A 22,890-nucleotide genomic window follows, 5' to 3' on the forward strand; every position below is an offset into this window, starting at 1 on the left:
TCACCGAACGGTCCCCTCTCCCGTTTGAGGAGCGGGGCGCGCAGCCAGGGTTAGGGTGAGGGGCTCCTGTCCCCTATATATCGATTACCTAGTTCACCGACCTCAGGAACTCCGCCGTCTCCGCCCGCTGCGGGTTGCCAATCACCTGCTCCGGCGTGCCGATCTCGTGCACCAACCCTTCGCGGAAGAACGCCACGCGGTCGGACACGTCGCGGGCGAAGCGGATCTCGTGTGTCACCAGGACCATGGTCATGCCCTCTTCGGCGAGCAGGCGCATGGTGTCGAGCACCTCGCCCACCAGCTGCGGATCGAGCGCCGAGGTGGCTTCGTCGAACAGCATGTAGTCCGGCGACATGGCCAGCGCTCGGGCAATCGCCATGCGCTGCTGCTGGCCGCCGGAGAGCTTCTGCGGGAACACCTTGAGCTTGTCGCCCAGGCCCACATGCTTGAGCTGCTTCACCGCCATCGCCTCGGCCTCCTCCTTGGACAGACCGAGCACCTTGCGCGGGGCGAGCATGACGTTCTCCAGCACGGTGAGGTGCGGGAAGGCGTTCCACTGCTGGAAGACGATGCCGATCTTCTGCCGCAGCTTGTTCAGGTCTGTGGTCTTGGCATGGACCTCGATGCCGTCGACGCGGATCTTGCCGCGCTGGATCGGCTCCAGGCCGTTGATGCACATCAGCAGGGTGGACTTGCCCGACCCTGAACCGCCGATGATCGAGACCACTTCGCCCTTCTTCACGGTCAGGCTCACGCCCTTGACCACTTCCAGGTCGCCATAGGCTTTGTGCACGTTGTCGATTTCAATCATTTTCCTGCCACCTTTGTTCCAGCCGGGCGCCGAGGCGCGCCACGACCCAACTCATGAGGTAATAGATGACCCCGGCGATGCACAGCACCAGCAGGGGTTCCTGGATGCGCGTCACGATGGTCTGCGAGGCGCGGAGCAGTTCGACGATGCCGATCCACATGACCAGCGCGGTGTCCTTCATCACCCCCAGCACCAGGTTCAGCCAGCCGGGGAAGGCCACCCGCGCCGCCAGCGGCAGCACGATGTAGCGCAGGTCCTGCCAGTAGGTCAGGCCCAGCGAGCGGCTGGCGCGGCGGATGTTCGGGCCGACGGCGAGGATGCCGCTGCGGATGATCTCGGTGCAGAACGCCGCCGCGTAGACGCCCAGTACCAGGCAGCCGACGGTGAAGGCGCTCCAGTTCAGGCCGACGATGCTCTTGAGCGAGTTGAACAGCACGAACTGGATCAGCAGCGGCACGCTTCTGAAAATGTCGAGGAACCAGCCGACCGGCATCGTGGCCCGTGGCAGGGCGGCGCGCAGCCAGCCCAGCACGAGGCCGGCGAGGGTGCCGATGAGCATGGCGCCGAGGGTCAGCTTGATGGTGACCCAGGCCCCTTGCAGCAGGAACATCAGGTCGTTGACGGTGAAGCTCGTGGAAAACATGCGCGCTTCTCCTAGTAGCGGAACAGCCGCCAGCTCAACAGGCGGGCGACCGCCACGATGACCTTGGCGATGATGTAATAGAGCACCGCGGCCAGGGCGAAGTACTCGAAGGTGCGGAAGGTGCGCACGTTGAAGTCCTGGGTCACGCCGGTGAGGTCGTTGTTCAGGCCTACCACCACGCCCAGCGAAGTCATCAGCACCGCCCAGACCATCTGGTTCGTCAGCGGGTAATAGACGATGCGCAGCAGCTGCGGAACGATGATCATCCGGTACGCCTGGAAGGCGCTCATGCCCAGCGAGCGCGCGGCGCGCATCTGGGTGTCCGGCACGGCCTTGAGGCCGCCGCGGAAGTTCTCCGCGAGGTAGCCGGCGTTGTTGAAGGTGATCCCCGCCAGCAGCGCCACCCAGGAGCTGACGTGCAGGCCGAAGGAACCCAGGCCGAAGTAGAGGATGTAGATCTGGAACAGCGACGGGGTGTTGCGCGCGATGGACACCCAGGTATCGGCGAAGCCCTTGAGCAGCGGGTTCTTCATCTGCCGCATGACGGTCAGCAGCAGCGCGATGAGCACGCCCAGGATCATCGACAGCGCGGCCGTCTCCAGGGTCACCCAGGCGCCGCCGAGCATGTCCGGCAGGGCCTTGAAGGCGGAACGCCAGTGGAAGCTGTAGTTGAACATCAGCGTACCCCCTCGCTCAGCCAGCTGGGCACGCCGCCATCGGCGCGAGCGCTGCAGGCCGCCTCGACGCACGCGGCAAGGCTGCCGAAATGCACCTGGCGCCCGGCCAGGCCCGGACCGTAGTGGGCGTACTTCGCCGAGTTGGTCATCAGCGTGGTGCAGGCCGGCGGGATCACCGGTTCGCCGATCATGCACCAGCAGGTGTCGTTGAGCAGTTGCGCGCCGAAGTCTTCCAGCACCTTCACGTCACCGGCGGCACGGGCCTTTTCCTGCACGGCGCGACCCAGCGCGATGACCAGCGCGACGCCCGGATGCTTGCGGCGCCCGGCGACCAGTTTCGCCAGGTCCGCGCATTCGCTGGCGGAGAAGTGCGGGTTGCCCAGTGAAACCAACTGCACGGTCGGCTCGCTGGCGTGGTCCAGTTCGCGCCAGGAGGCGATCAGGTCCGCCGGGGTTACGCGCAGGTGTTGCAGCGGTGCCTTTTTACCGAGTGCGGTGGTGGCGTCCGGCGCTTCCGGGGTGATCCCGGCGATGTGGAACATCGGCGCGGCGGAGGTGGTGGCGAAGGCCGCGCCGAAGGCTTTCAGTGCATCGCTGTCCGGCGCCAGCGGCTGCAGGCCGTCGACCACCGGGATGCGCGAGCCGCACAGCTCGCCGATGTGGTAGCCGAGCAGTGGGAAGATCGATTCGTCGTGTGCGGCCGGCAGTTCGACATCAATCTGCAGCGTCGCCAGCCGGCCTTCGTCGCGGTGGCTGCCGACGTTCGGCGCGCGGCCGGTGAGGGCGATGCAGATATCGAGGTAATCCGGGTACTTCAGGGTCCGCGCGCCAAGCACGCTGTTGGCGTACACCACGGCGTTGGACTCGGCCCAGACCACCTGTTCGCCAAGGCTCGGCTTGCTGTCCAGCAGGTAGGGCGCGCAGGTGTAGCTCATCTGCGCGCCCATCTCCATGTAGGCATCGCCCAGCGCAGCGGCGGGTTCGCCGAAGGCCTTGTCGACGCCCAACTCGCGCCAGCGGCGGTGATCCACGGAGATGGAATTGAGGGTGGTCGGCACTTTCACTTTGCCGCCCCAGTCCGCCAACTGGCGGGCGAAGCGCAGGCTCGCGGGGCCGGTATAGATGCAGCCGTCGATGTGCGCCTGGGCGACATCGAGCAAATCCTTCGCGCCTTGTAGCGCGGCCATGCGCAGGACGATCTGCATGGCGGCCTGGGCGGCCTTGCCGTGCTTGCCGTCGAGCAAATCATGGTCGCCGGCAGTCAATGCCAGGCCTGCCGGCAGCGGGCCGGCGTCGCTGGCCATCACGCCCTGCCAGCCATCGGCAGGGCGCTCGGCGCTGAGTGTCAGCTGACCGTCTTCGATACGGGCCCAGCCGCCCGTGGACAACTGCTCGAAACCCTCGTTGCCCAGGCACAGCACCGGGATGGAGCGGCCGAACAGCGCCTGCGCCACCAGCACACCGAGGGTGAGGATCTCGTCCGGCTCGGCCAGCAGCAGCGCTGCCGGCGCGTGGCCGTTGAGCAGTATCTCCAGCATCACGCTGCTGCCGGTACAGGAGCCGCGTCCGCTGGGAATCGCCAGCACCCGGCCGGGCAGGACGCTGCCCGACAGCGGATGGTGGCGGTCGATGACCTCGCCCGTGAAAGGCTCGACGCCTCCCCAGAAGCTCAGCCCGGTGTCGGCGGACAGTAGCGCCCCTTCGGCGCTACCCCCCATCAGGACCCGCCCGGTAAGGCGTGAGTCCTGCACCCTTGAAGCCTGCATCGAAGACATGTCGCACCCGCTGTCAGTAGTACACGTGGGGAACGGTGAGATCGACCGGGGCGCCGCCGACCCACTTCTCGTACAGCTCGGCGTAGCGGCCGGTGCGGACCTGTTGGTTGACGAAGAGGTTGAGGTAATGGATCAGGCCGTACTCGTTGCGCGCGGCGGCCAGCGAGACGTAGTCGATCACGTAGGGCGCGTTACCGACGACCTTCAGGCCCTTGTACTTACCGGACTTGAGCGTGGAAGCGGCGACGGTGTTGGTCACCACGGTGGCGTCGATGTGCCCCTGGGCGACGGCGAGGATGGTGTCGTTCTGGCTCTGGTAGGCGCGGAAGCTGCCCTTGCCGCCCCACTTCTTCACGTCCTTCTCCAGAGCGATGGCTTCGTAGGTGCCGCTGGTATTTCCTACCGGGCGATCCTTGATGTCCTCGTACTTGGTGATGCCGGTGTCTTCGCGGGTCAGCACCACCATCTGGAAGGCGAAGTAGGGGATGGTCATGGCGACCGTCTTGGCGCGCTCCAGGGTGTCGGAGGTGGAGGCGACGATCACGTCGGCGCGGCCGGAAACCAGCGCGGGGATACGATCGGGGAAGGGCGTCTCGACGACTTCGGCGGTCACGCCCAGCACTTTCGCCAGATCGTTGCAGTAGTCCACGTCGAAGCCGACCGGGTTGTTCTGCGCATCGCGCGAGCCCATCGGCGGGAAGTCCAGGGTCACGGCACAGCGCAGCTTGCCCGATTCGATGATGTCGTCGAGTTTGTCAGCCTGGGCCTGACCGACGATGAACACAGCGGTGAGGGCTAGAGCAATTCGGGAGAATTTCATTGGGGCCTCTCTGAGTCAGTGTTGTGCAGCAGTTTTGTATTATGGATTTCGTATACGATATTTTTTAGAGCAAGGCATGTGCCAGAAATCACTCGGCGTGACCCGTGGGTCGCAAAGCCCGGTGTTTGAAGGGATTGGTCAGCGAGAGCGTTCCCAAGAGGTCGTAGGCGAGTTCCGAGTGCTGTTACCGAATGAAGCACCAGCGTGTTTCGCTGCCCCTTATGGGAGCACTCGGCGAGCTTTCGCTGAGTGGGGAGGAAAAGCGTTCGCGAGCAAGGGCTAGGCGCCCCCCTCGGTCCTACGAAGAGCGCCGGTGCAAACCTGTAGGAGCGAGCTTGCTCGCGAAGCGCCCAGGCACGTGCGCAGGGCGTTCGCCGCATCGCCTCCGTAGGGCGCATAAAGCGGCACGCTTTATCCGCCCTACGGTGTCCAGTCAGTTGGTAGCGGATTGGGACTCGCGATACTGCGTCGGCGACAGCCCGGTTAGCGCGCGGAACTGCCGGCTGAAGGCGCTGTGGTCGGTGTAGCCGCAGCGCAGGGCGATCTCGGTGATTGGCAGGTCTTCACCCAGCAGGCGGGTGGCCGCGCCCAGGCGCGCCTTGTGGATCATCTGCCGTGGGGTGAGCTGGAAGATGCGCTTGCAGTGGCGCTCCAGCTGGGCGACGGACAGCCCCGCCAGCTCGGTCAACTCGCCGAGGTTGATCGGCTTGTCGAAATGCTCGCGGATGTAGGCATCCACCGCCGCCAGGCGCTGGTACGCCGGGTGCGTGGACTGCGCCGCCTGCAGGTCGCTGGAAATCCCCGCCATGCCGATCACTGCGCCGTCCGCATCGCGCAGCGCCAGCTTGTGGGTCAGGCACCAGCCGGGCTGGCGGCCGGGGTAGAGGTGCAACTCCAACTGGTCGCTGAGCTGGCCGCCGGTTTCCAGCACGCGGCGGTCTTGCTCGGTGTAGATCGGGCCGAAGCGCGAGGGGAAGACGTCCTCGGCGGTGCGTCCGAGCAGTTCGCTGGCGTCCTTCACGCCACAGCGCCGTGCCAGGGTCTGGTTGACCAGCACGTAGCGCGCCGCGGTGTCCTTGATGAAGAACACCACGCCGGGCATGGCATCGAGCAGCGGGGCTATCTGCCGGAAAGTCTGCAGCAGGCTGTCCAGGTCGCGGGCGCCCTGGGGGATCAGGTCGTGCATCGGGAAGCGGGTTGGCTGTCGGAACATGGAGAATATGGGGCGAAGGGCCTTCGTGGTAGGGCGAATAACGCCTCGGGCGTTATCCGCCGTCTTTCAGTCTTCAGCCAGCTGCAACAAGGTCTCGACCCGTGCCGGGCTGAACGGCGGGCGCGGCGCCGGTGGTTGCCAGCCGAACAGCTGCTTCGCCGCCGCGCCGCACACGCGGCCCTGGCAGGCGCCCATGCCGCAGCGGCTGGCGAGTTTGGCGGCGGTCCAGTCCGGTTTGCCGGCCAGCGCCGAGTAGGGCACGTCTTCGCAGCGGCAGACCAGGGTGTCCGGCTGGGCCAGTTGGTTCAGGCGTGGGTCGAGGGCGAAATCGCGCTTCAGGGCGTCGGCGAAGCCCTGCCAGCGCTGGCGCTGCGACCAGAGCTCGCGGGCGCGGTCGTGCTCACCGACCGCCGCGTGGCCGGCGATGCGGCCTTCCACCAGGGATTTTTCCGACCCGCCGAAGCCGGTGCATTCGCCCGCCGCGTAGATGCCATCGCGACTGCTCGCCTGCCAGGCATCCACACGGATCGCGCCGTCGTCCACCGTGCAGCCCAGCGCCTGGCCGAGTTGCACGTTGGGGATCAGGCCAAAGCCGCAGGCCAGCCGGTCGCAGGCGATTTCCGTCAGCTTGCCGCCCTGGCTGATTCGTACGGCTTCCAGGTGATCGCTACCCAGGGCGGCGACCACATGGCTGTCGGCGCGGTAGGCCGGGTCATACAGACCGAAGGACTGCAGCAGCTTGTTCGGCCAGCGCGGCAGCTTCATGGCGAAACGCGCGAGCGCAGGCCAGGACGCCTGTTCGGAAATGCGCAGGATTTTTGCGCCGTTGGCGCGGGCAGTGGCGGCGCTGGCGAGCAACAGCGGGCCGCTGCCGGCAATCACCACGCGCAGCCCATCGACCGGCACGCCGCCTTTGACCAGCGCCTGCAGGCCGCCCGCGCCGGTGACGCCGGGCAGTGTCCAGCCGGGGAAGGGCAGCAGCAGTTCGCGGGCGCCGGTGCAGAGGATCAGCTTGCGGTAGTCCAGGCGCCAGCCGCGCTCGAACTCTTCCAGCAGCAGGCCGCGCTCGCCGGCCTGCGCGACCACGCGCGTGCCGTTGTGAATCCTGATGTTGGCGCAGGCGGCCACTTGCTCGCGTAGCTCGGTGGCGGCGCGCGGCAGGTGTGCATTGGGCCCGTCGCGCCAGATCTGCCCGCCGGGCAGCGGGTTATCGTCGAGGATGACGATACTGGCGCCGCTCGGCGCGGCAGCGAGGGCGGCGGACAGCCCGGCCGGGCCGGCGCCGATGATGACGATATCGGCCGCAGCGTTCATGGGCGGGTCTCCACCTGCATGCCGTCGCGGCAAAGGGTCTGGCAGGCCAGGCGGCGCTGGCCGTCGATGTTCACCCGGCATTCCTGGCAGACGCCCATGCCGCACAGCGGCGCGCGACGCTGGCCGCTGACCGAGGTGCGCGTGGTGCCGTCACCGCCCAGGGCGAGCGCGGCGGCGACCGTGGTGCCGGCAGCGACGCGCAGCGGGCGGCCGTCGAGGATCAGCTCAGGCATGGACGTTGGCTCCGAGGAAGCGGCGCGGGGAATAGGGTTCGGCCGGCAGCGGCAGCGGCTCATCGCACAGCTGCGCGGCGAGCAGGTCGGCGGTGCCGGGCGCGGTGGTCACGCCGAGGCCTTCGTGGCCGACCGCCAGCCACAGGCCGGGGCGCTGCGGATGTTCGCCCACCAGCGGCATGCCGTCGGGGCTGGCGGCGCGGAACCCGGCCCAGCTGCGGATCACGTTGAGGCTGGCCAGGCCGGGCATGTAGTCCACGGCGCGGCGCAGCATCTTCGCCAGCATCCAGCCTTCCACCTGCGGGTCGGTGGTGCCGAACTGCCGCGACGCGCCGATGAACAACTGCCCGGTGGGGCGCGGCTGGATGTTGCAGGCCACCGACGGGCCGCTGGCGTTGTGCGCGCTGGTCACGTAGCCGAGCTCGACCAGGGTGCGGCGCACCTTGCCGGGGTAGCGGTCGGTGATCAGCAGGTGGCCCTTCTTCGGCTCGATGGGCAGGCCGGGGCAGAGCTCGCCGGCCTGGATGCCGTTGGCCAGCACTACGGCCCTGGCGCTCAGCCACTGGCCGCTGTCGAGGCGCACGCGGGGTTCGTCGATTTCCACCACTTTTGCCTGGCGCTGGCGGATCGGCTTCAGCGCCGATTCCAGCAGCCAGGCGGCGGCGCGCGGCGCGTAGAGAATGCCGTCGCCGGTGATTTCCAGCCCGCCGTGCAGGTCGCTGCGCAGCTCGGGTTCTTCCTGCTGCAGCTCGGCGCTGTTCAGCAGTTTCGCAGCGACGCCGTGCTCGCGCAGCACGGCGAACTTGCGCTCGGCTTCGGCCATCTCTTCGTCATTGGCGGCCAGCCACATCGTGCCGTTGCTGCGGTAGGCGCATTCGGCTGGCATGTCGTGGCCCCACTCGCGCCAGCGCTGCAGCGAGTAGTTGCTCAGCGCCAGTTCGGCGGCGTTGTCGTCGAGCACCAGCAGATGCCCCATGCCGACGGCGGTGGCGCCGGGCAGGCGCGCATCCAGCACCAGTACGTCCAGCCCGCGACGGGCGAGGGCGTGGGCGCAGGCGGCGCCTACTATGCCGGCGCCGATGACGATGATGTCCGCATCGCTCACGGGCGGATGCCCCAGGCGAAGGGGTCGTCCTCTTCCAGCAGCAGGGTGGCTTCGGCGCTGATGTTGGCGCGGCCACGGATGGTCGGGATGATGTGCCCTTCGGCCGACTCGCCGGCCCATTCGAAGCGCCCTTCGAACTGACTGCCGATCACGCTGGCCTGGCGCCAGGCAGCGCCGGCGGCGAGCTTGCCGTCGGCGGCCAGGCATGCCAGCTTGGCGCTGGTGCCGGTGCCGCAGGGCGAGCGGTCGTAGGCCTTGCCGGGGCAGAGTACGTAGTTGCGGCTGTCCGCTTCGGGGTCGTCGGCGAACAGTTCGATGTGGTCGATCAGCCCGCCGTCCTCGCCACGGATGCCCTGGTCTTCCAGCGCCTTCTGCACGGCGACCGTGTAGGCAGTCAGCTCGTCGAGGTTGTCGCCGGCGACGCGCAGGCCGTGATCGGAGATCAGGAAGAACCAGTTGCCGCCCCAGGCGATGTCGCCGTGCACCAGCCCATGGCCAGGCACTTGCACCGGCACTTGCTTGCGGTAGCGGTAGGAGGGGACGTTGCGCACGCTCACCGAGCGGTCGTCGTGCAGGGTCGCTTCGACGGTGCCGACCGGCGTCTCGATCTTGTGCGTGCCGGGGCCGATGCGTCCCAGGTGCGCCAGCGAGACCACCAGGCCGATGGTGCCGTGGCCGCACATGCCCAGGTAGCCGGTATTGTTGAAGAAGATCACGCCGGCGCAGGCGCTCGGGTCCACCGGCTCGCAGAGCAGCGCGCCGACCAGTACGTCGCTGCCGCGTGGCTCCAGCACGGTCGCGGCGCGCCAGCTGTCGTGCTGTTCGGCCAGCAGCGCGCGGCGTTCGGCCATGCTGCCCTTGCCCAGGTCGGGAAAGCCGTCGAGCACCAGGCGAGTGGGTTCGCCGCCGGTGTGGGAATCGAGAACCTGGATGCGTTTCATGCTGCCACCTGGGGTGTCTTGTTGTTGACCCTAGGGTGGCGCGAGGAGGGGATTGCAGCTTGAGGGTTTTCCGCTGGGCCGATGATGAAATCGGCACAGCGGACAGTTTTGTCTAACTCGGCGTCGGCCGGTTCGGCAGGTGCTCGTAGAGCGTGCGGCAGACGCCGTTGATGTGCTCTTCCAGCAGGCGCGCAGCCCGCTCGCCATCGCCGGCGCGGCAGGCATCAAGGATGTCGTGGTGCTCGTGGTCCGCGCGCTCCTTGCCCGAGGAGAGGCTCATCTGCATGCGTAGGTAGCGCTCCAGCTTGTCGTGGATCGAGCGGATCAGGCCGACCAGGTAGGGCCGTTGAGCCGGCTCGTAGAGGCAGGCATGCAGTTCCCAGTTCAGTTCTGCCCAGCGGCCGACATCGTCCTCGCCGACGAACTCGGCACAGATACGCTCGGCGCGCTCGAACGTCTCGGCGGTCATGTTGGGCACCGCGAGGCGGATTGCCTGTGCTTCGAGGACGACACGCACCTCGAACATCTGCGCTAGTTCCGGCTCGGAAATCTTCGTCACCAGTGCGCCCTTGTTGCGCTGGAACTCCACCAAGCCTTCGGCTTCCAGGCGCTTGAGCGCTTCGCGCACGGGGATCTTGCTGACGTTGAAGATCTGCGCGATGTCGTCCTGGCGAATTGGCTCGTTTTCCGCCATCTGGCCAGAAATGATCGCCTCGCGCAGGTGCTTGGCAATGGTCTCCGAGGCGGAGGGGACGATACCCAGGTTGGGGGCGTTGCGTAGCGGCACGATGCAGTCCGGTCAGGTGGATTTTGTCGGATATGGTATACGAAATCCAGGTAATGCAGTGAAGCACCGGCGAGCGGTCATCGCAATGGGCGATTCACGGGATTTGCACACGCAATGCGCGTGCCGAGGAGATCAGTTGCGGCGTTCGACTATATAGCGGGCGAGCGCGCGCAGCGGCTCGGCGCTGTCGCCGAAACCGTCCAGCGCGGCCAGCGCCTGGTCGCGCAGGGCCAGGGCGTAGGCCTTGGCGGCATCGAGACCGAGCAGGGAGGGATAGGTCGGCTTGTCGTGGGCCTGATCCTTGCCTTGGGTCTTGCCGAGGGTCGCGGTGTCGCTTTCCACGTCGAGGATGTCGTCCTGCACCTGGAACGCCAGGCCGATGGCCTCGGCGTAGCGGCGCAGAGCGTCCAGGGAGGCGTCGTCGGCGCGGCCGCTGGCCAGGGCGCCAAGCTGGACGCTGGCTTCGATCAGCGCGCCGGTCTTGTGCCGGTGCATGGTTTCCAGCGCCGCCTGGTCGATCCTGCGGCCCACTGATTCGAGGTCGATGGCCTGGCCGCCGACCATGCCGGCGGAACCGGCGGCGCGGGTGAGGGCCAGCAGCATGTCCAGACGGGTCTGGGCATCCTGCGGATTGAGCCGGGCGTTACCGATCACCTCGAATGCCAGCGCCTGCAGGCCGTCGCCGGCGAGGATCGCGCAGGCTTCGTCGAAGGCGATGTGGGTGGTCGGCTGGCCGCGGCGCAGGTCGTCGTCGTCCATGGCCGGCAGGTCGTCGTGCACCAGGGAGTAGGCGTGGATCAGCTCTACCGCGCAGGCCGCGCCATCGGCGCGTTCGGCCTCGCCACCCAGGGCTTCGCAGGCCGCGTAGGCCAGCAGTGGACGCACGCGCTTGCCACCGTTGACCACGCTATAGCGCATGGCGGCGTAGATACGCGTGAGTTCTTCACGGGGGGCGACGAAGAGTTTTTCCAGCGCAGCATCGACACGCGCCGTACAGCGCGCTTGGTACGCGGCGATCATGCGTCTTCGCCTTCCGGATCGAAGGACGCTTCGCTCAGCTCGCCGTCGCGTTCCAGAAGGATCTGCACCTTCTGCTCCGCCTGGGTCAGCGCTGCCTGGCAGTCGCGGGTCAGGCGGATGCCCTGCTCGAAGGCACCCAGCGAATCCTCCAGCGACAGCTCGCCGCTTTCCAGGCGCTCCACCAGCGTTTGCAGCTCGGCGAGGGACTGTTCGAAGTCGAGGGAAGCTTTCTTGCGGGCCATGCGGACATCTCGGCGGGGGTATTCGGAAACCTCGCGACACTAGCAGAGACGGGCTTTGCGGGCAAATCTTCGGGCACGCAGCGAGCTCCGCCGCCAGCCTTGCCCGCACTACTGTCGGACCAACTTGCTAGTAGCCGCCGTCGCGCACGCCCTGGTGCTCCGCCACCACTTTCAACATGCGCAGCGACTCGAACGGCGCATCCACCACGAACTGGTTCGCCAGCCACGACGGCACGCTGCCGCCCGGTTCGCCGCGCATTTCGTAGGTGACTTCGGTGAGCTTCGGGCCCTTGGGAACCATCTGCCAAGTGCCCGAGACGCTGGGCACGCGGATGCGGTCCTTCACCGGCGGGAGGTAGTCTGGCGCGGCCTGCAGGTGGCGGATCATGCCGCCGTCCGGGGTTTCCTCGGTGCGCACCTTCAGCACCAGGTCGCGTGGGGCGGCGGGCCAGGGTAGCTTGGTGTCGAGGTAGACCCAGATGGCTTCGTCGCTGTACTTGAGCAGGCGCATCTGAGCACAGGAGTACAGCCAGGCACAGGAGACGCGCAGGTTTTCCTGCAGGTGGCCGAGGGTGGCGATGTCGGCCTTCACCAGGGTGACGCCGCGGAAGCTCTTGTAGCGCGAGCCGGGCACCTCGCTCAGGTAAACCTGCACGCCGTCCTGGTTCTTGGCCAGCGTCCACTCCGCCGCCTGCGCCTGCGCCTGGGCAAGCGCGGGGGAAGTCAGCAGCAGGGCAAGCAGCAGGGATGGAGAGCGTTTCATGACAGCGGACCGGGGGGGAATAATTCGATCTTATGCCTGGCCGGTGACAGCAGCGCATTGGCCGGCGAGCGGTCTGGCGGGGAATCGCGCAGGCTGCGCGGGCCAAATCGCAGGCATTAAAAAAGCCGGCTTGTGGCCGGCTTTCAGGGGGTGGTCCAACCTTACTTCTGGTAGGGCGGACCGCCTTGATTCTGTGGCAGCGCAGCGGGCTGCGTGCGGGGGCGCAGATGGTAGCAAAGTCGGGACGAAAAGCCTAATCCCGGTCATGAAAAGGCCCCGCCAGGGCGGGGCTCTTCACGGCGCGGTCACCCGCGCCACCATCACTTGGCCTGGAAGGCGGCGACGGCCTTGGTGATGTAGTCGTGAGCCTGGGCGGCGTCGCCCCAGCCTTCGACCTTCACCCACTTGCCCTTCTCGAGATCCTTGTAGTTCTCGAAGAAGTGCTTGATCTGCTCCAGCAGCAGGGCCGGCAGGTCGGTGTATTCCTTCACGTCCTTGTACAGGACGGTCAGCTTGTCGTGCGGTACGGCGATCAGCTTGGCGTCGCCGCCGGCTTCGTCGCTCATGTTCAGCACGCCAACCGGACGGGCGCGGATCACGGAGCCCGGAGCGACCGGGTACGGGGTCACGACCAGCACGTCCAGGGGGTCACCGTCGTCGGCCAGGGTGTTCGGGATGAAGCCGTAGTTGGCCGGGTAGAACATCGGGGTGGCCATGAAACGGTCGACGAACAGGCAGTCGGTGTCCTTGTCGATTTCGTACTTGATCGGCGCGTGGTTGGCCGGGATCTCGATGGCGACGTAAATGTCGTTCGGCAGGTCTTTGCCAGCCGGGATGCTGCTGTAGCTCATGGACGACTCCAGATAGTGGTCGGGCCGAAAAAGTGCGGCGGATTATAGGCAGATTGCCGTGTCCAAGCCACAGACATCGCCTAGTGGGCCTGAGTTTCCTGATATTCGGGGTGCTCGGCCTGCAGCCTGTGCAGGCGCGCGAGGGGATCTTGCCGGTAGAACAGCGAAAGCTGTTCATAGACTTTGGGATAGGCCGCCTGAAGGAGGTCCGGAGCGGTAAAGAAGTATTCGCTGGTGACGGCGAAGAACTCTGCCGGATTCTCCGCCGCGTACGGGTCGATGGCGGTGTGCGCCTGTGGGTTGTGGTCGAGCTGGCGGTTCAGGTCGTCGTAGGCGGCCTGCATCGCGGTGGCCCAGTCGGCGACGCGCATGTCGCGGTGCAGCGGTGGCATCCCGTTGGCATCGCCATTGAGCATGTCGAGCTTGTGCGCCAGTTCGTGGATCACCAGGTTGTAGGCTTCCCAGCCGCCGCCGCTTTCCACGCCAGGCCAGGCGAGGATCACCGGGCCCTGCAGCGAGGTTTCACCGGCGCGCTCGTCGTCGAATTCGTGCATGACGCCCGCGGGGTCGCGGTGCTTCTGCGGGCTGACGAAGTCGTCGGGGTAGAGCACCAGCTCATGGAAACCGCCGTACCAGTTCAGGTCCGGCAGGTGCAGCAGCGGAAGCTCGGCCTGCGTAGCCAGCAGCAGGCGGCGGTAGTCATCCAGTTCGATGCCCGGCAGCGGCGAGAGGCGCTTGTCGCGCAGGAACAGCAGCGCCCGCTCGCCGAGCCGGCGCAGCTCCTCTTCGCTCAGACCGTCGAGGATCGGCAGGTGCCGGCGCACCTGCGCCCATAGCTGTGCATCGAGCGGATAGCGGGCGAGGAAGCGCCGGCGGCGCCAGGCGCTGAAGGACCACATGGGGGATCAGTGCTCGCCGGGCTGGGCCTTGGCCGAGGGGCGCAGCTTGTGGCGGATGAAGCCGATCAGCATGGGCACCAGGGAGAAGGCGATGATGGCGACGATCATCACCGAGAGGTTCTGTTTGATGAACGGCACGTTGCCGAAGAAGAAGCCCAGGGTCACCAGGCCGCCGACCCAGGCGATGCTGCCGGCCACGCTGAAGAACAGGAAGCGTGCGTAGGGCATGTAGGCCATGCCGGCGACGAAGGGGGCGAAGGTCCGCACGATGGGCAGGAAGCGCGCCAGGGTCACGGTCTTGCCACCGTGGCGTTCGTAGAAGGCGTGGGTCTGGTCCAGGTAGTCGCGGCGGAAGACCTTGGAGTTCGGGTTGCTGAACAGGCGCTTTCCCAGGGTTCGGCCGATCACGTAGTTGGTGCTGTCGCCGCTGATCGCCGCGAGCAGCAGCAGGCCGCCGAGCATCCACGGGTCCATGCCGCCGGTGGCGCAGATGGCGCCGGCGATGAAGAGCAGGGAGTCGCCCGGCAGGAAGGGCGTCACCACCAGGCCGGTTTCGCAGAAGATCACCAGGAAGAGGATGGCGTAGATCCAGGTGCCATAGTTGGCTACCGCCAGCGACAGGTAGGAGTCGAGGTGGAGAATCAGGTCGATCGGGTTGAATTCCATGAGAAGCCTGTCTGACAACAAGGTGAACGGCCGGGCCGCCTATTATAAGGCTCGGCCAGGCTGCCGGGGGCGCGCTCCGTCGTATCCTGCGAGGGAGGTCCGCGGGAGGATATTACAGCTTCTGCGTGAAAATCCTGTCGCTGTGAGCGCGGCAACGCCTTGTGACAAATGCCGGCGCAGCGCCTTCTGGGACGTCAGAGCAGGCTTGCCTGCCAGCTCAGCAGGCTCGTCTGGGTCCGAGGCGAAAGTGCGGCGCCGTGTTGGTTGCTGGTCGCTGGCAACTGCTCGGCCAGCGGATGCGCGGCGACTTCTCGGGTGTTCATTGCGTTTTCCAGGCGGGCCTCGGCAATCAGTTGCTGAAGGCGGCCACTGCGGCGCAGGGTGCGCAGGCCGCGGTCGAGGCTGGCGGCCAGGGCTTCGCCTTCTGCGCGCTTCTTCGGCACCAGCACGTAGAGCGGCTTGACCTCCAGCGGCGGTTCGACGAACTCCAGTTGCTCACGCAGCGCCGGGGCGTTCTGGCTGAGCAACTGGTAGCCGGTGTAGCGGTCCACCACGGCCAGGTCGATGCGCCCGCGCAGCAGTTTCTCCAGGTTCTGCCAGTCGCTGCTGACCACGTCCTTGTTGAGGAAGTCGGCGTCGTCGAAGCTTTCCTGATTGACGTAACCGCGTACCACGCCGATGCGGTAGGGGCGCAAGGTGTCGAGGTCGCGCGGGTTGATCGGCAGGGCGCGGTCGCGACGGCGGAAGAAGCCGAGCTGGGAGTCCAGCAGCGGCATCGAGGTGTAGAAGTCCTGGCTGCGGTCCGGCGACAAATAAGCCGGCATCAGTGCGTCGAAACGGCCTTCGCGGGTTTCGTTGAGGGCTCGTTGCCAGGGCAGGAAGACCAGTTCGGCTTTGTCGCCATTGAGCGCCAGGGCTTCGCTGAGTATGCGGCTGGCCAGCCCGTTGCCCGGCAGGTCGCTACCGACGTAAGGGGCCCACTCCAGGGTGGCGACGCGCAGGGTCTGGGCCTGGGCGTTGGCGCCCAGGATGGCGAAACAGAGACAGGCGGTGCGCAGAACAAGCAGGGAAATACGCATGTGATCCCTTCAAGCGGAGGCCGCAACAAGTGCACTGATGGCACTTTAATGCGCCCGGCCCGCCGATGCCAGCGGGCCGCCCCGCACCTTGGAGCTGGGCCTCAGTTGAGGTCGTCGCTGATCGGCAGGATGTAGTTCTTGAATTCGCTGTCCTCGCGGAAACCGATGGACTCGTAGACCTTCTGCGCCACTTCGTTGTTGACGCTGGTGGACACGCGCATGCGCACGGCCTGGGTTTCGCGGGCCATCTGCCGGGCGGTCTGCAGCAGGTGGTCGGCGACCAGCTGGCGGCGCGCCTCTTCGGCGACGTAGATGTCGTTGAGGATCCACACGCGCTTGAGCGACAACGAGGAGTAGCTCGGGTAGAGCTGGCAGAAGCCCAGCAGCTTGCTGTCGTCGTCATCCGGCAGGGCCAGGTAGATCACCGACTCCTTGCGGCGCAGGCGCTTCTCGAGGAATTTCCGCGAGGATTCGGGGTAGGGGAGCATGCCGTAGAACTCGCGGTATTTGACGAACAGCGGCGCGAGCAGATCGAGGTGGTCGAGCGTGGCTTGCACAATGCGCATGAGCGGGCCTCGGCGGGAGGTGAGTGGGCTGGTATGGCAATGCAGGGGCTATGCCAGTGGATAGCCATTGGTCCGATGCTGCACCAGAAATTGTTGAAAGCGCAATCCAAGCGAGCGTTTGATCAGCGCCAGCAGCTGTCGACGCTTCCTGCGCTCACGCCGCGGGTGCCCCGCTCGTCCAGGGTGAAGTCGCCGCAGTCCGAGTCGCGCAGCTGAGTGCCGCTTCGCAGCGCGGTCAGTCGATAGCGGCGAGTGTTGCCGTCGGGATGCTCGGCAGCCAGTTCGTACAACTGATGTGTCGAGAGGCGCCTGCCGTCGGCGGTGAGCGGGTAGGTGAACGCCAGCTTCGTTGGGTCGTTGGTGTACTTGCTGTATTGCGCCAGGTAGCGCTCCTGCTGGGCCGCGGCATCGCGCAGCAGGGTCTGGGCCTCGCTGCGATTGGCGCGCAGGACGAACTGGCGGTAGCTGGGAATGGCGATTCCGGCGAGCAGGGCCAGGATGGACACCACCACCATCAGTTCGACCAGGGTGAATCCGCCAGCTTTCGTGATGCGCGACGCAGATGCCGAAGGCGGGGTTCTCATGGGTAACTCACGGGCAGGTTGTAGTTCATGATCCGCCAGTTGAAGCGGCCCTGGTTCACCGGGTCGAATAGCTGCACAGGCAGACGGCTGCCATCCGGGGTGTAGAGGCTGTCGCCGATGCGGGTCACCGGTCCGTCGATGCGCATGCCGCTGGCGGCCTCGCTGAAGGAGCCGTCGCCAATCAGGTCGAACACGTTGAAGTCCAGCGCGCCGCCGGTCTTCGGGTTCACCGCCAGCAGCCAGTAGGTGATGCCTGCGCTGCAGGGGTCGGCATTGGGCTCGCCGACGGTGACGAACAGCACGTCGCCCAGCATGAAGGGCTGGTCGAGGACCCGCTCGCCATCGGCCAGGTCGAAGTACCAGCCACGGGTGCCGACGCCGCGCTTGCCGCTGCTGTCCCAGGCCACGGGGGTACGGCTCAGTTGGCGGACTTCGCTGGTGCCGGCACTGTGGGTGACGGTCTCCAGGGCCAGCGTCTGTGCCTGCAGATCGGTGAGTCTGTTCAGCGTGGCCGGCGCGCCGGCTCCGTCGACGTGGGCGAGGTAGTCGGTCTGGTCCCAGAAGCCATAAAGGGACTGGCGGCTGACGGCGCCTTCCTTGTCGCCTCCCTCGAAGTACTTGCCGGTGCCGGCGATCACCAGTTGCCCGCCGCGTGGATGCTGGGTGACTTCGGCAGGTGCGCTCAGCGGCTGGTTGCGCGCGGCGGGGATGCTCGACAGCAGGTTGGAGGCAGTCTCGAGGCCGGCCTGTCGATAGAGATTGCCCTGCAGGCTGCCGTAGTAACGCTGGGCGAGTTCGCCTGGACTGGTGGCGCGAGTCCAGGCGACCGTGCTGCCGACCTCGCCGTCACCAGCGGCGGACTCGCTGGCGGCACTGATGCGCCCGTCCTCCAGGCGGATCGACAGCGAGTAGCCCTTGGCGGTGTCGTAACCGTTGCCGGTGAGCACATAGGCAACGCCGTCGGAGATCGTGATCACCGGCCGGTCGAGCAGGTAGCCGAACTCGATGTCCTTGCCGTTCTCGCTGCTGGCGCTGCCCGAATGCTCCCAGAGCAGGCGGGGCTGGTCGGCGTTGGTGATGTCCAGGGCGAACAGGCCGCGCCCGCCGCGCCCGGACGCCATGACCAGCACGGTATGCCAGCTGCCATCGAAATGGACGTCACGGGTGACCGCGCTGCCGTCGACATAGAAGCGGTGCAGGCTGTTGGTGTTCTCCTCCTCTGAGCGCGCGGCGTAGCGGATGTCGGAGAGGTAGTTGAGCTGTCCGAAAACGGCAGCGGGAATGAAGGCCCAGCGCTCCCGGCCGGTCTCGTCGAAGGCGTGCAGCATGCCGTCGTTGGCGCCGACGTAAAGGCGGCTCCCGCGATCGGCGTTGGCCTGCCGGAAGGCGTCGTAGCCGGTCGCGCCGGAGGCCTTCTCCAGATAATAGGTGACGGCGGACGGCGGGCCGACGACCACGGGCGAGGAGTAGATGATGTCGCCCAGCAGATGGTTGCGGGCGCGGAAGGTGTCGCCTTCGTCGCTGCGATCGCCGCGTAGCCAGGCGACGCGTTTCTCTCCCAGATGGTCCTCGCGCTGGGTACCCGGAGCGCGGTTGAGCAGCTGTTGCTGATGGGCCGCGAGGTTGCCCCAGGTGAAGGCCTGCAGGTGGCCCTTGGTGCTGTCCGGTGCGGTATTGGCGTAGATGCTGCGGCTGGCCGGTGAGCGTTGGTTGAGCTGGTTGCGGAACGACAGCGCGGAGTTCGCCTGGGTATTGCCCTGTGCATCCAGGCGGTACTGGAGGATGTCGCCGCTCCAGTCGGTGGGTTGGTAGCTGGCGCGATAGAGGTGGGTGTCGGTGCTCAGCGAGGTGGAGCTGGCGCCTGCAGCGGCTACCGCCAGCTGGTTGCTGGAGATACTGCTGACGATGGCCTGGAAGGCTTTCACCAGTTCGCTGGTGGAGTCGGCGCTGAAGAACTCGCCGCGGGAGTTCAGCGCGCCGTGCCAGAGCGCGGCCACCTTGCCTTCGTTGGCGGTGACGGTCATGCCGTCGAGGCTGGTGCTGGCGCTCGGGTTGGGCCAGCTCCGGGTGCCGTCGAGCAACTGCCGATAGGAGCCGGAATAGGTGTCGCCGTCCCACTGCAGGTACTTCAGCGTCGGGCCGAGCCCCAGGCCTACCGTGTAGGTGGTGATGTGCTGCCAGGTGGCCGGGTCGTTCTTCGGGTTCCAGTAGTCGTTGCCGTCGCGAAAGCGCGGCGGAACCTTGTTTTCCAGGTCGGGACGGGCATCGGTGGCCCAGCCGAGGAAGATATTGTCGGCAAGGGTGTTCGACCATTTGTCCTGATAGGGCGCCGTTGCGGCGAAGGCGGTGCCGTCGGGCAGGGTTCGCGCTGTGCCGTCGGCGTTGCTGCCGCCGGAGCCGTCGCCGAAGCCATCGGTCATCAGCAGGTGGTAGCTGGGCCGGCAGGCGTATTCGGTCTTAACGTCGCGGGGGCTGCCCGGCGCGCGGGCATAGGGGTTATAGGCGGTGGTGTTGCTCAGGTAGTTGTTGACCCGATTCTGCGCCGTTCCCAGGGGCGTGCCGCCACTGGCTGCGAGGCGGCTGGTGAAGTTGAAGAAGTCCGCCTTGTGCTGGCCGGCGAAGGTCGCAAGGGTCTGGTTGCCGCAGGCCGTGGAGCTCATGTTGAAGTTGGTGTTGTAGCAGCTGTTCAGCGCCTGCCAGGTCACCCGGATGTGCTCGGGCAGGTCGAACAGCGCCAGGTTGGCGGCGGTGCGCGTGGCGAGCTGGCGGGTACGGTAGAAGGAAAACCAGTTGGCGTAGTTCTGCTTTTCTTCCGCCGTGCTGACCCAGTGCGGGGTGAAGCAGGTGCGGGTGCAGGCGTTGGCACTGGTGAACGACGAGTCCGCCGCGCAGTTCTGCACGGCACTGAGGCTGCTGGTGGCCACATTGCGCGCATGCGGGCAGGACGCGTTGAACTGGTAGTAGTGAGCGTAGCGCTGGTAGCTGTCGGTGCTGTTGACCGCCTGGGTTGCGTTCTGGCTGTAGCCGTTGCCGGTATTGCGGTTCAGGTCGCCGGTGCCGGTCTGGTTGGTGAGAAAGCCATCGTAGTAGGCCTTGTCGAAACTGGTGACGTAGCGCTCGCTGACGATCCGGCCGCCGCTGAAGGTGACCTTCCACGGTGCCTCGTAGGTGATGTCGGGGTTGTAGTACATCGGGTTGTAGGCGGTGGAACGGTTGGCGATGCTGTAGGAACTCATGCCATCCGGGGTGTAGGCGCTGGTCATGCTGCCGGAGTCGTCGAGGGTGACGATCAGGTTGGGCGAGACGCCTTCCACCAGGAACAGCGGCGCCTGGCTCGGGGCTGCGGCTTGCGCCCCCGCGCCAGTGAGCAGCATCGCCAGGCCGGCCAACGCGGCGAGACGGGGCGGCGAGCGGAACGGGTCAGCGCTGGACACGGGCGTACTCCTGTAGTCGGACCAGGGCCTGGTCGGTGATGCCGGTGGACAGGGCATTCATCTGCAGCAGCAAGGTGCCGTTGCCCGCCAGGCAGTCGGCCATGGCGCTTGAGGAGCGGCTCTCGCATTGCGCGGCGACGTACCAGCGCGGCGCGCTGCTCAGTTCCGCCAATTGGTCGGGATTGGCCAGGTCGTTGCCTCGGTAGGTGCGCGCCCGTGTCAGCAGTGCGCTGCTGGCGGCATTGTCTGGTTCGAGCCAGAGTCGGTCGCACAGCAGTATCTGTTGCTGGCTCTGCGCGGTGCTGATGCAGGTGTCGGCCTCGCCCACGGCCATCGTCGGGCTGTAGCGGGTCCGGTCCAGGGCTTCGCTGATCGCCGAATCGGCGCCGCCCAGCGCCGCCTGGTAGTCCCTTGACTCGGCCAGGCTGTTATCCAGCAGCAAGCCGCTGCGCAGGTTGCCCAGGGTCAGGATGCTCAGCGCCAGTAGCATGAGCAGGGCGATGAGCAGGGTCTGGCCACGTTGCCGGTTCATGGCTGATTCCTCAGGTAGAGCGTCTGCGTGAAGGCGCTGCACAGGCCGCGCGCGCCGGTGCTCTTCGTCGTCGCGGGGTTCAGCGGGTCCTGGTAGGTGCAGTTTTCGGGCAGCAATGCACGGGTCGAGGTGAGCACCAGGCCGGCGCGGAGCTGGTTGGTCGAGCCGACTGCGAACATGAGGTCGTGGATGCCGCTGGCAAGGGCGACCTCGCCGGCGGACAAGGCGTTGTTGGTCTTGCACAGCAACTCGCCGTCGACCAGGCGCAGGTGGCTGACCAATACCTGCGGATTGCCGGCGTCGTCATTGCTGTAGAGCGGGGCGCCGGTGCAATCCTGGTGTACTTGCGCATCGCTGCGCTGGGGGCGCTGGTAGCGCAGGCACAGGCCGCGACCGCCGGCATCCAGGCTGGCGACCTTGCCGGCGCCGAAGATGCAGCCGGTGACCGTGTCGGTCAGGGCAGGGAAGGGGCCTTCGCGGTCGATGACGAAGTCGTACTGCTGCGCATCGGCATCGGTGGCGTGGCGCACCCAGGCGCTGTAGCCGGCCTGCCCGCTCTCGCGCTGCAGCAGGTCGAGGATGAAACGGGCATTGGCCTGGTTCTGCTGCTGGGCATGGTTGAAGGCGGCGTGGTCGCTGCCCGACAGGTAGATCTGCAGCACGCCCAGCAGCACCATCACGCCCAGCGCAATGGCGACCATTAGCTCGATCAGGGACAGGCCGCTCTGGCGATGCAGGGTCATGGCTGGAAGCTCAGTCGGTAGCGTTCGACGCCGCCTGCATCGCTGCCGGAAAGGCAGGCCGCGTCGTCATCGTCAGCGGTGGTCGGGCTGCCGGCCTGGCAGTTGCGGCTGTGCCAGGCCAGCTGGATCAGCAGCAGCGGCTGGCGCGAACCGGCGTCGCAGGCCTTGCCGTCGCGGCTGGGGCAGATGAAGGTGGCATCGCCCAACAGCGCATCGTCGGTGTTGAGCTTCAGGCGTAACTGTTCGACCCAGCAGGCCAGTTCGCGCTTGGCCCGGTCCGCCTTGCCCAGGCCGCTGGTGGCGCAGCTCTGGCCGCTGCCGAGGCTGGGGAAGCTGCTGCCGGCCGGGACCAGGTAGGCCGCGTCGGTACTGAGCTTGCCCTTGCTGACCAGCGCCTCGCGATTGGCCTGGATGCTGCGGGCGAGGTCGGCGGCCAGCAGCAGGGCGTTCTGCCGCTGCTGGCTGTCGTGGCCATAGGCGATGCTGCGGCTCTGCAGGGCCAGCAGGCCAAGCAGGGCGACGCTGGTGAGCATCACTGCCACCATGACCTCGATCAGATAGAAGCCCCGCTGGGTGGCATGGGATCGGCGCGTCAGTCGCATGGCCCCACCGCTCCGCCGCGTTGCAGGCAGACCTTGCTCGAGTAGCTGCCGGCAGTGAGGGTGAAGACCCGCGGGAAGTTGCCGCCGCCGGTAGCGATGCCGTTGCCGTCGAACTCCAGCGCAGCGGTCGGCTTCTGGGTAATGAGCACCTTTGCGGATTCGTCGAGCCGGGTCCTACGCAACTCTATCTCTCGATGGCCCTGCAGGTCGCCGCCGCGCAGTCGACCGACGCTCAGCTCCGAAGTCCAGTCGCCGCTGCTCTGCGGCGTCACCCGCACCGGCTGGTGCCCGATCTGCGCCTGGGCGCGGGCGTACTGAAGCACCGCGACCAATTGCTTACCGGTACTCTGCGCGCGGTTGCGATTGATCAGCAGGTCGAAGGAGGGCACCGCGATGCCCAGCAGGATCGCCAGGATCGCGATGGTGACCATCGCTTCGATCAGGGTGAAGCCACGCTGAACAGGTTGGGGGCTGACACGAGCATGCAACTGAGTCTTGGGTGAATCCATCGTCTCGCCATCGTCATGAAACGCCATGCGCTGGCGCTTCCTTTCGTGCGCCAGGCACGGTCCTTGATGGCCTGGTTTTTA

General features: G+C 66.7%; 25 protein-coding genes. All 25 read right to left on the reverse strand.

All coding sequences use genetic code 11. The features are described from left to right. Nucleotides 1–88: 88 nt before the first annotated feature. Complete coding sequence (locus ACIPK7_RS19315) at nucleotides 89–811, reverse strand: amino acid ABC transporter ATP-binding protein (RefSeq protein ID WP_024764659.1); 723 nt, start codon at nucleotides 809–811, stop codon at nucleotides 89–91. Further along, on the reverse strand, nucleotides 804–1,454 hold the full coding sequence (locus ACIPK7_RS19320; protein ID WP_401089593.1) for an amino acid ABC transporter permease: 651 nt from the start codon (nucleotides 1,452–1,454) through the stop codon (nucleotides 804–806). Before ACIPK7_RS19320 ends, ACIPK7_RS19315 begins: the two co-directional genes overlap by 8 nt. A gap of 11 nt (nucleotides 1,455–1,465) precedes the next feature. Continuing rightward, nucleotides 1,466–2,131 (reverse strand): amino acid ABC transporter permease, encoded by a 666-nt coding sequence (locus tag ACIPK7_RS19325; RefSeq protein ID WP_045216994.1) that lies wholly within the window; start codon nucleotides 2,129–2,131, stop codon nucleotides 1,466–1,468. Then, on the reverse strand, nucleotides 2,131–3,849 hold the full coding sequence (locus ACIPK7_RS19330) for an aconitase X (RefSeq protein ID WP_401089595.1): 1,719 nt from the start codon (nucleotides 3,847–3,849) through the stop codon (nucleotides 2,131–2,133). Before ACIPK7_RS19330 ends, ACIPK7_RS19325 begins: the two co-directional genes overlap by 1 nt. Nucleotides 3,850–3,919: 70 nt before the next feature. Further along, the gene (locus ACIPK7_RS19335; RefSeq protein ID WP_192431769.1) at nucleotides 3,920–4,726 is read right to left on the reverse strand and encodes a transporter substrate-binding domain-containing protein; all 807 of its coding nucleotides are present in this window, start codon (nucleotides 4,724–4,726) and stop codon (nucleotides 3,920–3,922) included. Nucleotides 4,727–5,159: 433 nt separating this feature from the next. Then, complete coding sequence (locus ACIPK7_RS19340) at nucleotides 5,160–5,939, reverse strand: AraC family transcriptional regulator (protein WP_192431768.1); 780 nt, start codon at nucleotides 5,937–5,939, stop codon at nucleotides 5,160–5,162. Between the two features lie 66 nt (nucleotides 5,940–6,005). After that, complete coding sequence (locus tag ACIPK7_RS19345) at nucleotides 6,006–7,253, reverse strand: FAD-dependent oxidoreductase (RefSeq protein WP_401089597.1); 1,248 nt, start codon at nucleotides 7,251–7,253, stop codon at nucleotides 6,006–6,008. Continuing rightward, nucleotides 7,250–7,486: a 2Fe-2S iron-sulfur cluster-binding protein gene (locus ACIPK7_RS19350; protein WP_192431766.1), complete on the reverse strand. Its 237-nt coding sequence runs from the start codon at nucleotides 7,484–7,486 to the stop codon at nucleotides 7,250–7,252. Before ACIPK7_RS19350 ends, ACIPK7_RS19345 begins: the two co-directional genes overlap by 4 nt. Beyond that, nucleotides 7,479–8,591: an NAD(P)/FAD-dependent oxidoreductase gene (locus ACIPK7_RS19355; protein WP_401089599.1), complete on the reverse strand. Its 1,113-nt coding sequence runs from the start codon at nucleotides 8,589–8,591 to the stop codon at nucleotides 7,479–7,481. The genes ACIPK7_RS19350 and ACIPK7_RS19355 overlap by 8 nt, the downstream gene beginning before the upstream one ends. After that, nucleotides 8,588–9,532, reverse strand: coding sequence for a 4-hydroxyproline epimerase (locus ACIPK7_RS19360; protein ID WP_401089601.1), 945 nt, complete (start codon nucleotides 9,530–9,532; stop codon nucleotides 8,588–8,590). The genes ACIPK7_RS19355 and ACIPK7_RS19360 overlap by 4 nt, the downstream gene beginning before the upstream one ends. 112 nt (nucleotides 9,533–9,644) lie before the next feature. Continuing rightward, nucleotides 9,645–10,319 carry a GntR family transcriptional regulator gene (locus ACIPK7_RS19365; RefSeq protein ID WP_401089603.1) on the reverse strand — a complete coding sequence of 225 codons (675 nt, stop codon included), beginning with the start codon at nucleotides 10,317–10,319 and terminating at the stop codon, nucleotides 9,645–9,647. Nucleotides 10,320–10,451: 132 nt separating this feature from the next. Continuing rightward, entirely contained in the window at nucleotides 10,452–11,339 is an 888-nt protein-coding gene (gene ispA / locus ACIPK7_RS19370) for a (2E,6E)-farnesyl diphosphate synthase (RefSeq protein WP_401089604.1), read from the reverse strand. Beyond that, nucleotides 11,336–11,581: an exodeoxyribonuclease VII small subunit gene (locus ACIPK7_RS19375; protein WP_192431762.1), complete on the reverse strand. Its 246-nt coding sequence runs from the start codon at nucleotides 11,579–11,581 to the stop codon at nucleotides 11,336–11,338. Before ACIPK7_RS19375 ends, ispA begins: the two co-directional genes overlap by 4 nt. 127 nt (nucleotides 11,582–11,708) lie before the next feature. Continuing rightward, entirely contained in the window at nucleotides 11,709–12,344 is a 636-nt protein-coding gene (locus tag ACIPK7_RS19380) for an START domain-containing protein (protein ID WP_401089606.1), read from the reverse strand. 320 nt (nucleotides 12,345–12,664) lie between these two features. Beyond that, nucleotides 12,665–13,195: an inorganic diphosphatase gene (ppa, locus tag ACIPK7_RS19385; protein ID WP_017521720.1), complete on the reverse strand. Its 531-nt coding sequence runs from the start codon at nucleotides 13,193–13,195 to the stop codon at nucleotides 12,665–12,667. An 80-nt stretch (nucleotides 13,196–13,275) separates the two neighbouring features. After that, the gene (locus ACIPK7_RS19390) at nucleotides 13,276–14,094 is read right to left on the reverse strand and encodes a zinc-dependent peptidase (RefSeq protein ID WP_401089608.1); all 819 of its coding nucleotides are present in this window, start codon (nucleotides 14,092–14,094) and stop codon (nucleotides 13,276–13,278) included. 6 nt (nucleotides 14,095–14,100) lie between these two features. Further along, entirely contained in the window at nucleotides 14,101–14,760 is a 660-nt protein-coding gene (locus ACIPK7_RS19395; RefSeq protein WP_045217026.1) for a DedA family protein, read from the reverse strand. Between the two features lie 194 nt (nucleotides 14,761–14,954). Next, nucleotides 14,955–15,839: an ABC transporter substrate-binding protein gene (locus ACIPK7_RS19400; RefSeq protein ID WP_192431759.1), complete on the reverse strand. Its 885-nt coding sequence runs from the start codon at nucleotides 15,837–15,839 to the stop codon at nucleotides 14,955–14,957. 101 nt (nucleotides 15,840–15,940) lie between these two features. Beyond that, nucleotides 15,941–16,405 carry an N-acetyltransferase gene (locus ACIPK7_RS19405; RefSeq protein WP_081517245.1) on the reverse strand — a complete coding sequence of 155 codons (465 nt, stop codon included), beginning with the start codon at nucleotides 16,403–16,405 and terminating at the stop codon, nucleotides 15,941–15,943. A gap of 122 nt (nucleotides 16,406–16,527) precedes the next feature. After that, nucleotides 16,528–16,989 carry a type IV pilin protein gene (locus tag ACIPK7_RS19410; RefSeq protein ID WP_401089611.1) on the reverse strand — a complete coding sequence of 154 codons (462 nt, stop codon included), beginning with the start codon at nucleotides 16,987–16,989 and terminating at the stop codon, nucleotides 16,528–16,530. Then, nucleotides 16,986–20,423, reverse strand: coding sequence for a pilus assembly protein (locus ACIPK7_RS19415; RefSeq protein ID WP_401089612.1), 3,438 nt, complete (start codon nucleotides 20,421–20,423; stop codon nucleotides 16,986–16,988). Before ACIPK7_RS19415 ends, ACIPK7_RS19410 begins: the two co-directional genes overlap by 4 nt. Further along, nucleotides 20,410–20,955 carry a hypothetical protein gene (locus ACIPK7_RS19420; RefSeq protein WP_192431756.1) on the reverse strand — a complete coding sequence of 182 codons (546 nt, stop codon included), beginning with the start codon at nucleotides 20,953–20,955 and terminating at the stop codon, nucleotides 20,410–20,412. The genes ACIPK7_RS19415 and ACIPK7_RS19420 overlap by 14 nt, the downstream gene beginning before the upstream one ends. Further along, complete coding sequence (locus tag ACIPK7_RS19425; protein WP_401089614.1) at nucleotides 20,952–21,698, reverse strand: PilW family protein; 747 nt, start codon at nucleotides 21,696–21,698, stop codon at nucleotides 20,952–20,954. The genes ACIPK7_RS19420 and ACIPK7_RS19425 overlap by 4 nt, the downstream gene beginning before the upstream one ends. Beyond that, nucleotides 21,695–22,300: a type IV pilus modification protein PilV gene (pilV, locus tag ACIPK7_RS19430; protein ID WP_401089616.1), complete on the reverse strand. Its 606-nt coding sequence runs from the start codon at nucleotides 22,298–22,300 to the stop codon at nucleotides 21,695–21,697. Before pilV ends, ACIPK7_RS19425 begins: the two co-directional genes overlap by 4 nt. Next, nucleotides 22,291–22,836: a GspH/FimT family pseudopilin gene (locus ACIPK7_RS19435; RefSeq protein WP_401089618.1), complete on the reverse strand. Its 546-nt coding sequence runs from the start codon at nucleotides 22,834–22,836 to the stop codon at nucleotides 22,291–22,293. Before ACIPK7_RS19435 ends, pilV begins: the two co-directional genes overlap by 10 nt. Nucleotides 22,837–22,890: the final 54 nt, after the last annotated feature.

Origin of the sequence: Pseudomonas sp. NPDC086581 (assembly GCF_044746165.1) — a bacterium.
In the GTDB taxonomy this organism is placed as follows: Bacteria; Pseudomonadota; Gammaproteobacteria; order Pseudomonadales; family Pseudomonadaceae; genus Pseudomonas.

Coding starts and splice junctions, on each gene's coding strand:
- ACIPK7_RS19315 (WP_024764659.1), bottom strand. CDS start 811: ATGATTGAAATCGACAACGTGCACAAAGCCTATGGCGACCTGGAAGTG.
- ACIPK7_RS19320 (WP_401089593.1), bottom strand. CDS start 1,454: ATGTTTTCCACGAGCTTCACCGTCAACGACCTGATGTTCCTGCTGCAA.
- ACIPK7_RS19325 (WP_045216994.1), bottom strand. CDS start 2,131: ATGTTCAACTACAGCTTCCACTGGCGTTCCGCCTTCAAGGCCCTGCCG.
- ACIPK7_RS19330 (WP_401089595.1), bottom strand. CDS start 3,849: ATGGGGGGTAGCGCCGAAGGGGCGCTACTGTCCGCCGACACCGGGCTG.
- ACIPK7_RS19335 (WP_192431769.1), bottom strand. CDS start 4,726: ATGAAATTCTCCCGAATTGCTCTAGCCCTCACCGCTGTGTTCATCGTC.
- ACIPK7_RS19340 (WP_192431768.1), bottom strand. CDS start 5,939: ATGTTCCGACAGCCAACCCGCTTCCCGATGCACGACCTGATCCCCCAG.
- ACIPK7_RS19345 (WP_401089597.1), bottom strand. CDS start 7,253: ATGAACGCTGCGGCCGATATCGTCATCATCGGCGCCGGCCCGGCCGGG.
- ACIPK7_RS19350 (WP_192431766.1), bottom strand. CDS start 7,486: ATGCCTGAGCTGATCCTCGACGGCCGCCCGCTGCGCGTCGCTGCCGGC.
- ACIPK7_RS19360 (WP_401089601.1), bottom strand. CDS start 9,532: ATGAAACGCATCCAGGTTCTCGATTCCCACACCGGCGGCGAACCCACT.
- ispA (WP_401089604.1), bottom strand. CDS start 11,339: ATGATCGCCGCGTACCAAGCGCGCTGTACGGCGCGTGTCGATGCTGCG.
- ACIPK7_RS19375 (WP_192431762.1), bottom strand. CDS start 11,581: ATGGCCCGCAAGAAAGCTTCCCTCGACTTCGAACAGTCCCTCGCCGAG.
- ACIPK7_RS19380 (WP_401089606.1), bottom strand. CDS start 12,344: ATGAAACGCTCTCCATCCCTGCTGCTTGCCCTGCTGCTGACTTCCCCC.
- ppa (WP_017521720.1), bottom strand. CDS start 13,195: ATGAGCTACAGCAGCATCCCGGCTGGCAAAGACCTGCCGAACGACATT.
- ACIPK7_RS19390 (WP_401089608.1), bottom strand. CDS start 14,094: ATGTGGTCCTTCAGCGCCTGGCGCCGCCGGCGCTTCCTCGCCCGCTAT.
- ACIPK7_RS19395 (WP_045217026.1), bottom strand. CDS start 14,760: ATGGAATTCAACCCGATCGACCTGATTCTCCACCTCGACTCCTACCTG.
- ACIPK7_RS19400 (WP_192431759.1), bottom strand. CDS start 15,839: ATGCGTATTTCCCTGCTTGTTCTGCGCACCGCCTGTCTCTGTTTCGCC.
- ACIPK7_RS19405 (WP_081517245.1), bottom strand. CDS start 16,405: ATGCGCATTGTGCAAGCCACGCTCGACCACCTCGATCTGCTCGCGCCG.
- ACIPK7_RS19410 (WP_401089611.1), bottom strand. CDS start 16,989: ATGAGAACCCCGCCTTCGGCATCTGCGTCGCGCATCACGAAAGCTGGC.
- ACIPK7_RS19420 (WP_192431756.1), bottom strand. CDS start 20,955: ATGAACCGGCAACGTGGCCAGACCCTGCTCATCGCCCTGCTCATGCTA.
- ACIPK7_RS19425 (WP_401089614.1), bottom strand. CDS start 21,698: ATGACCCTGCATCGCCAGAGCGGCCTGTCCCTGATCGAGCTAATGGTC.
- pilV (WP_401089616.1), bottom strand. CDS start 22,300: ATGCGACTGACGCGCCGATCCCATGCCACCCAGCGGGGCTTCTATCTG.
- ACIPK7_RS19435 (WP_401089618.1), bottom strand. CDS start 22,836: ATGGCGTTTCATGACGATGGCGAGACGATGGATTCACCCAAGACTCAG.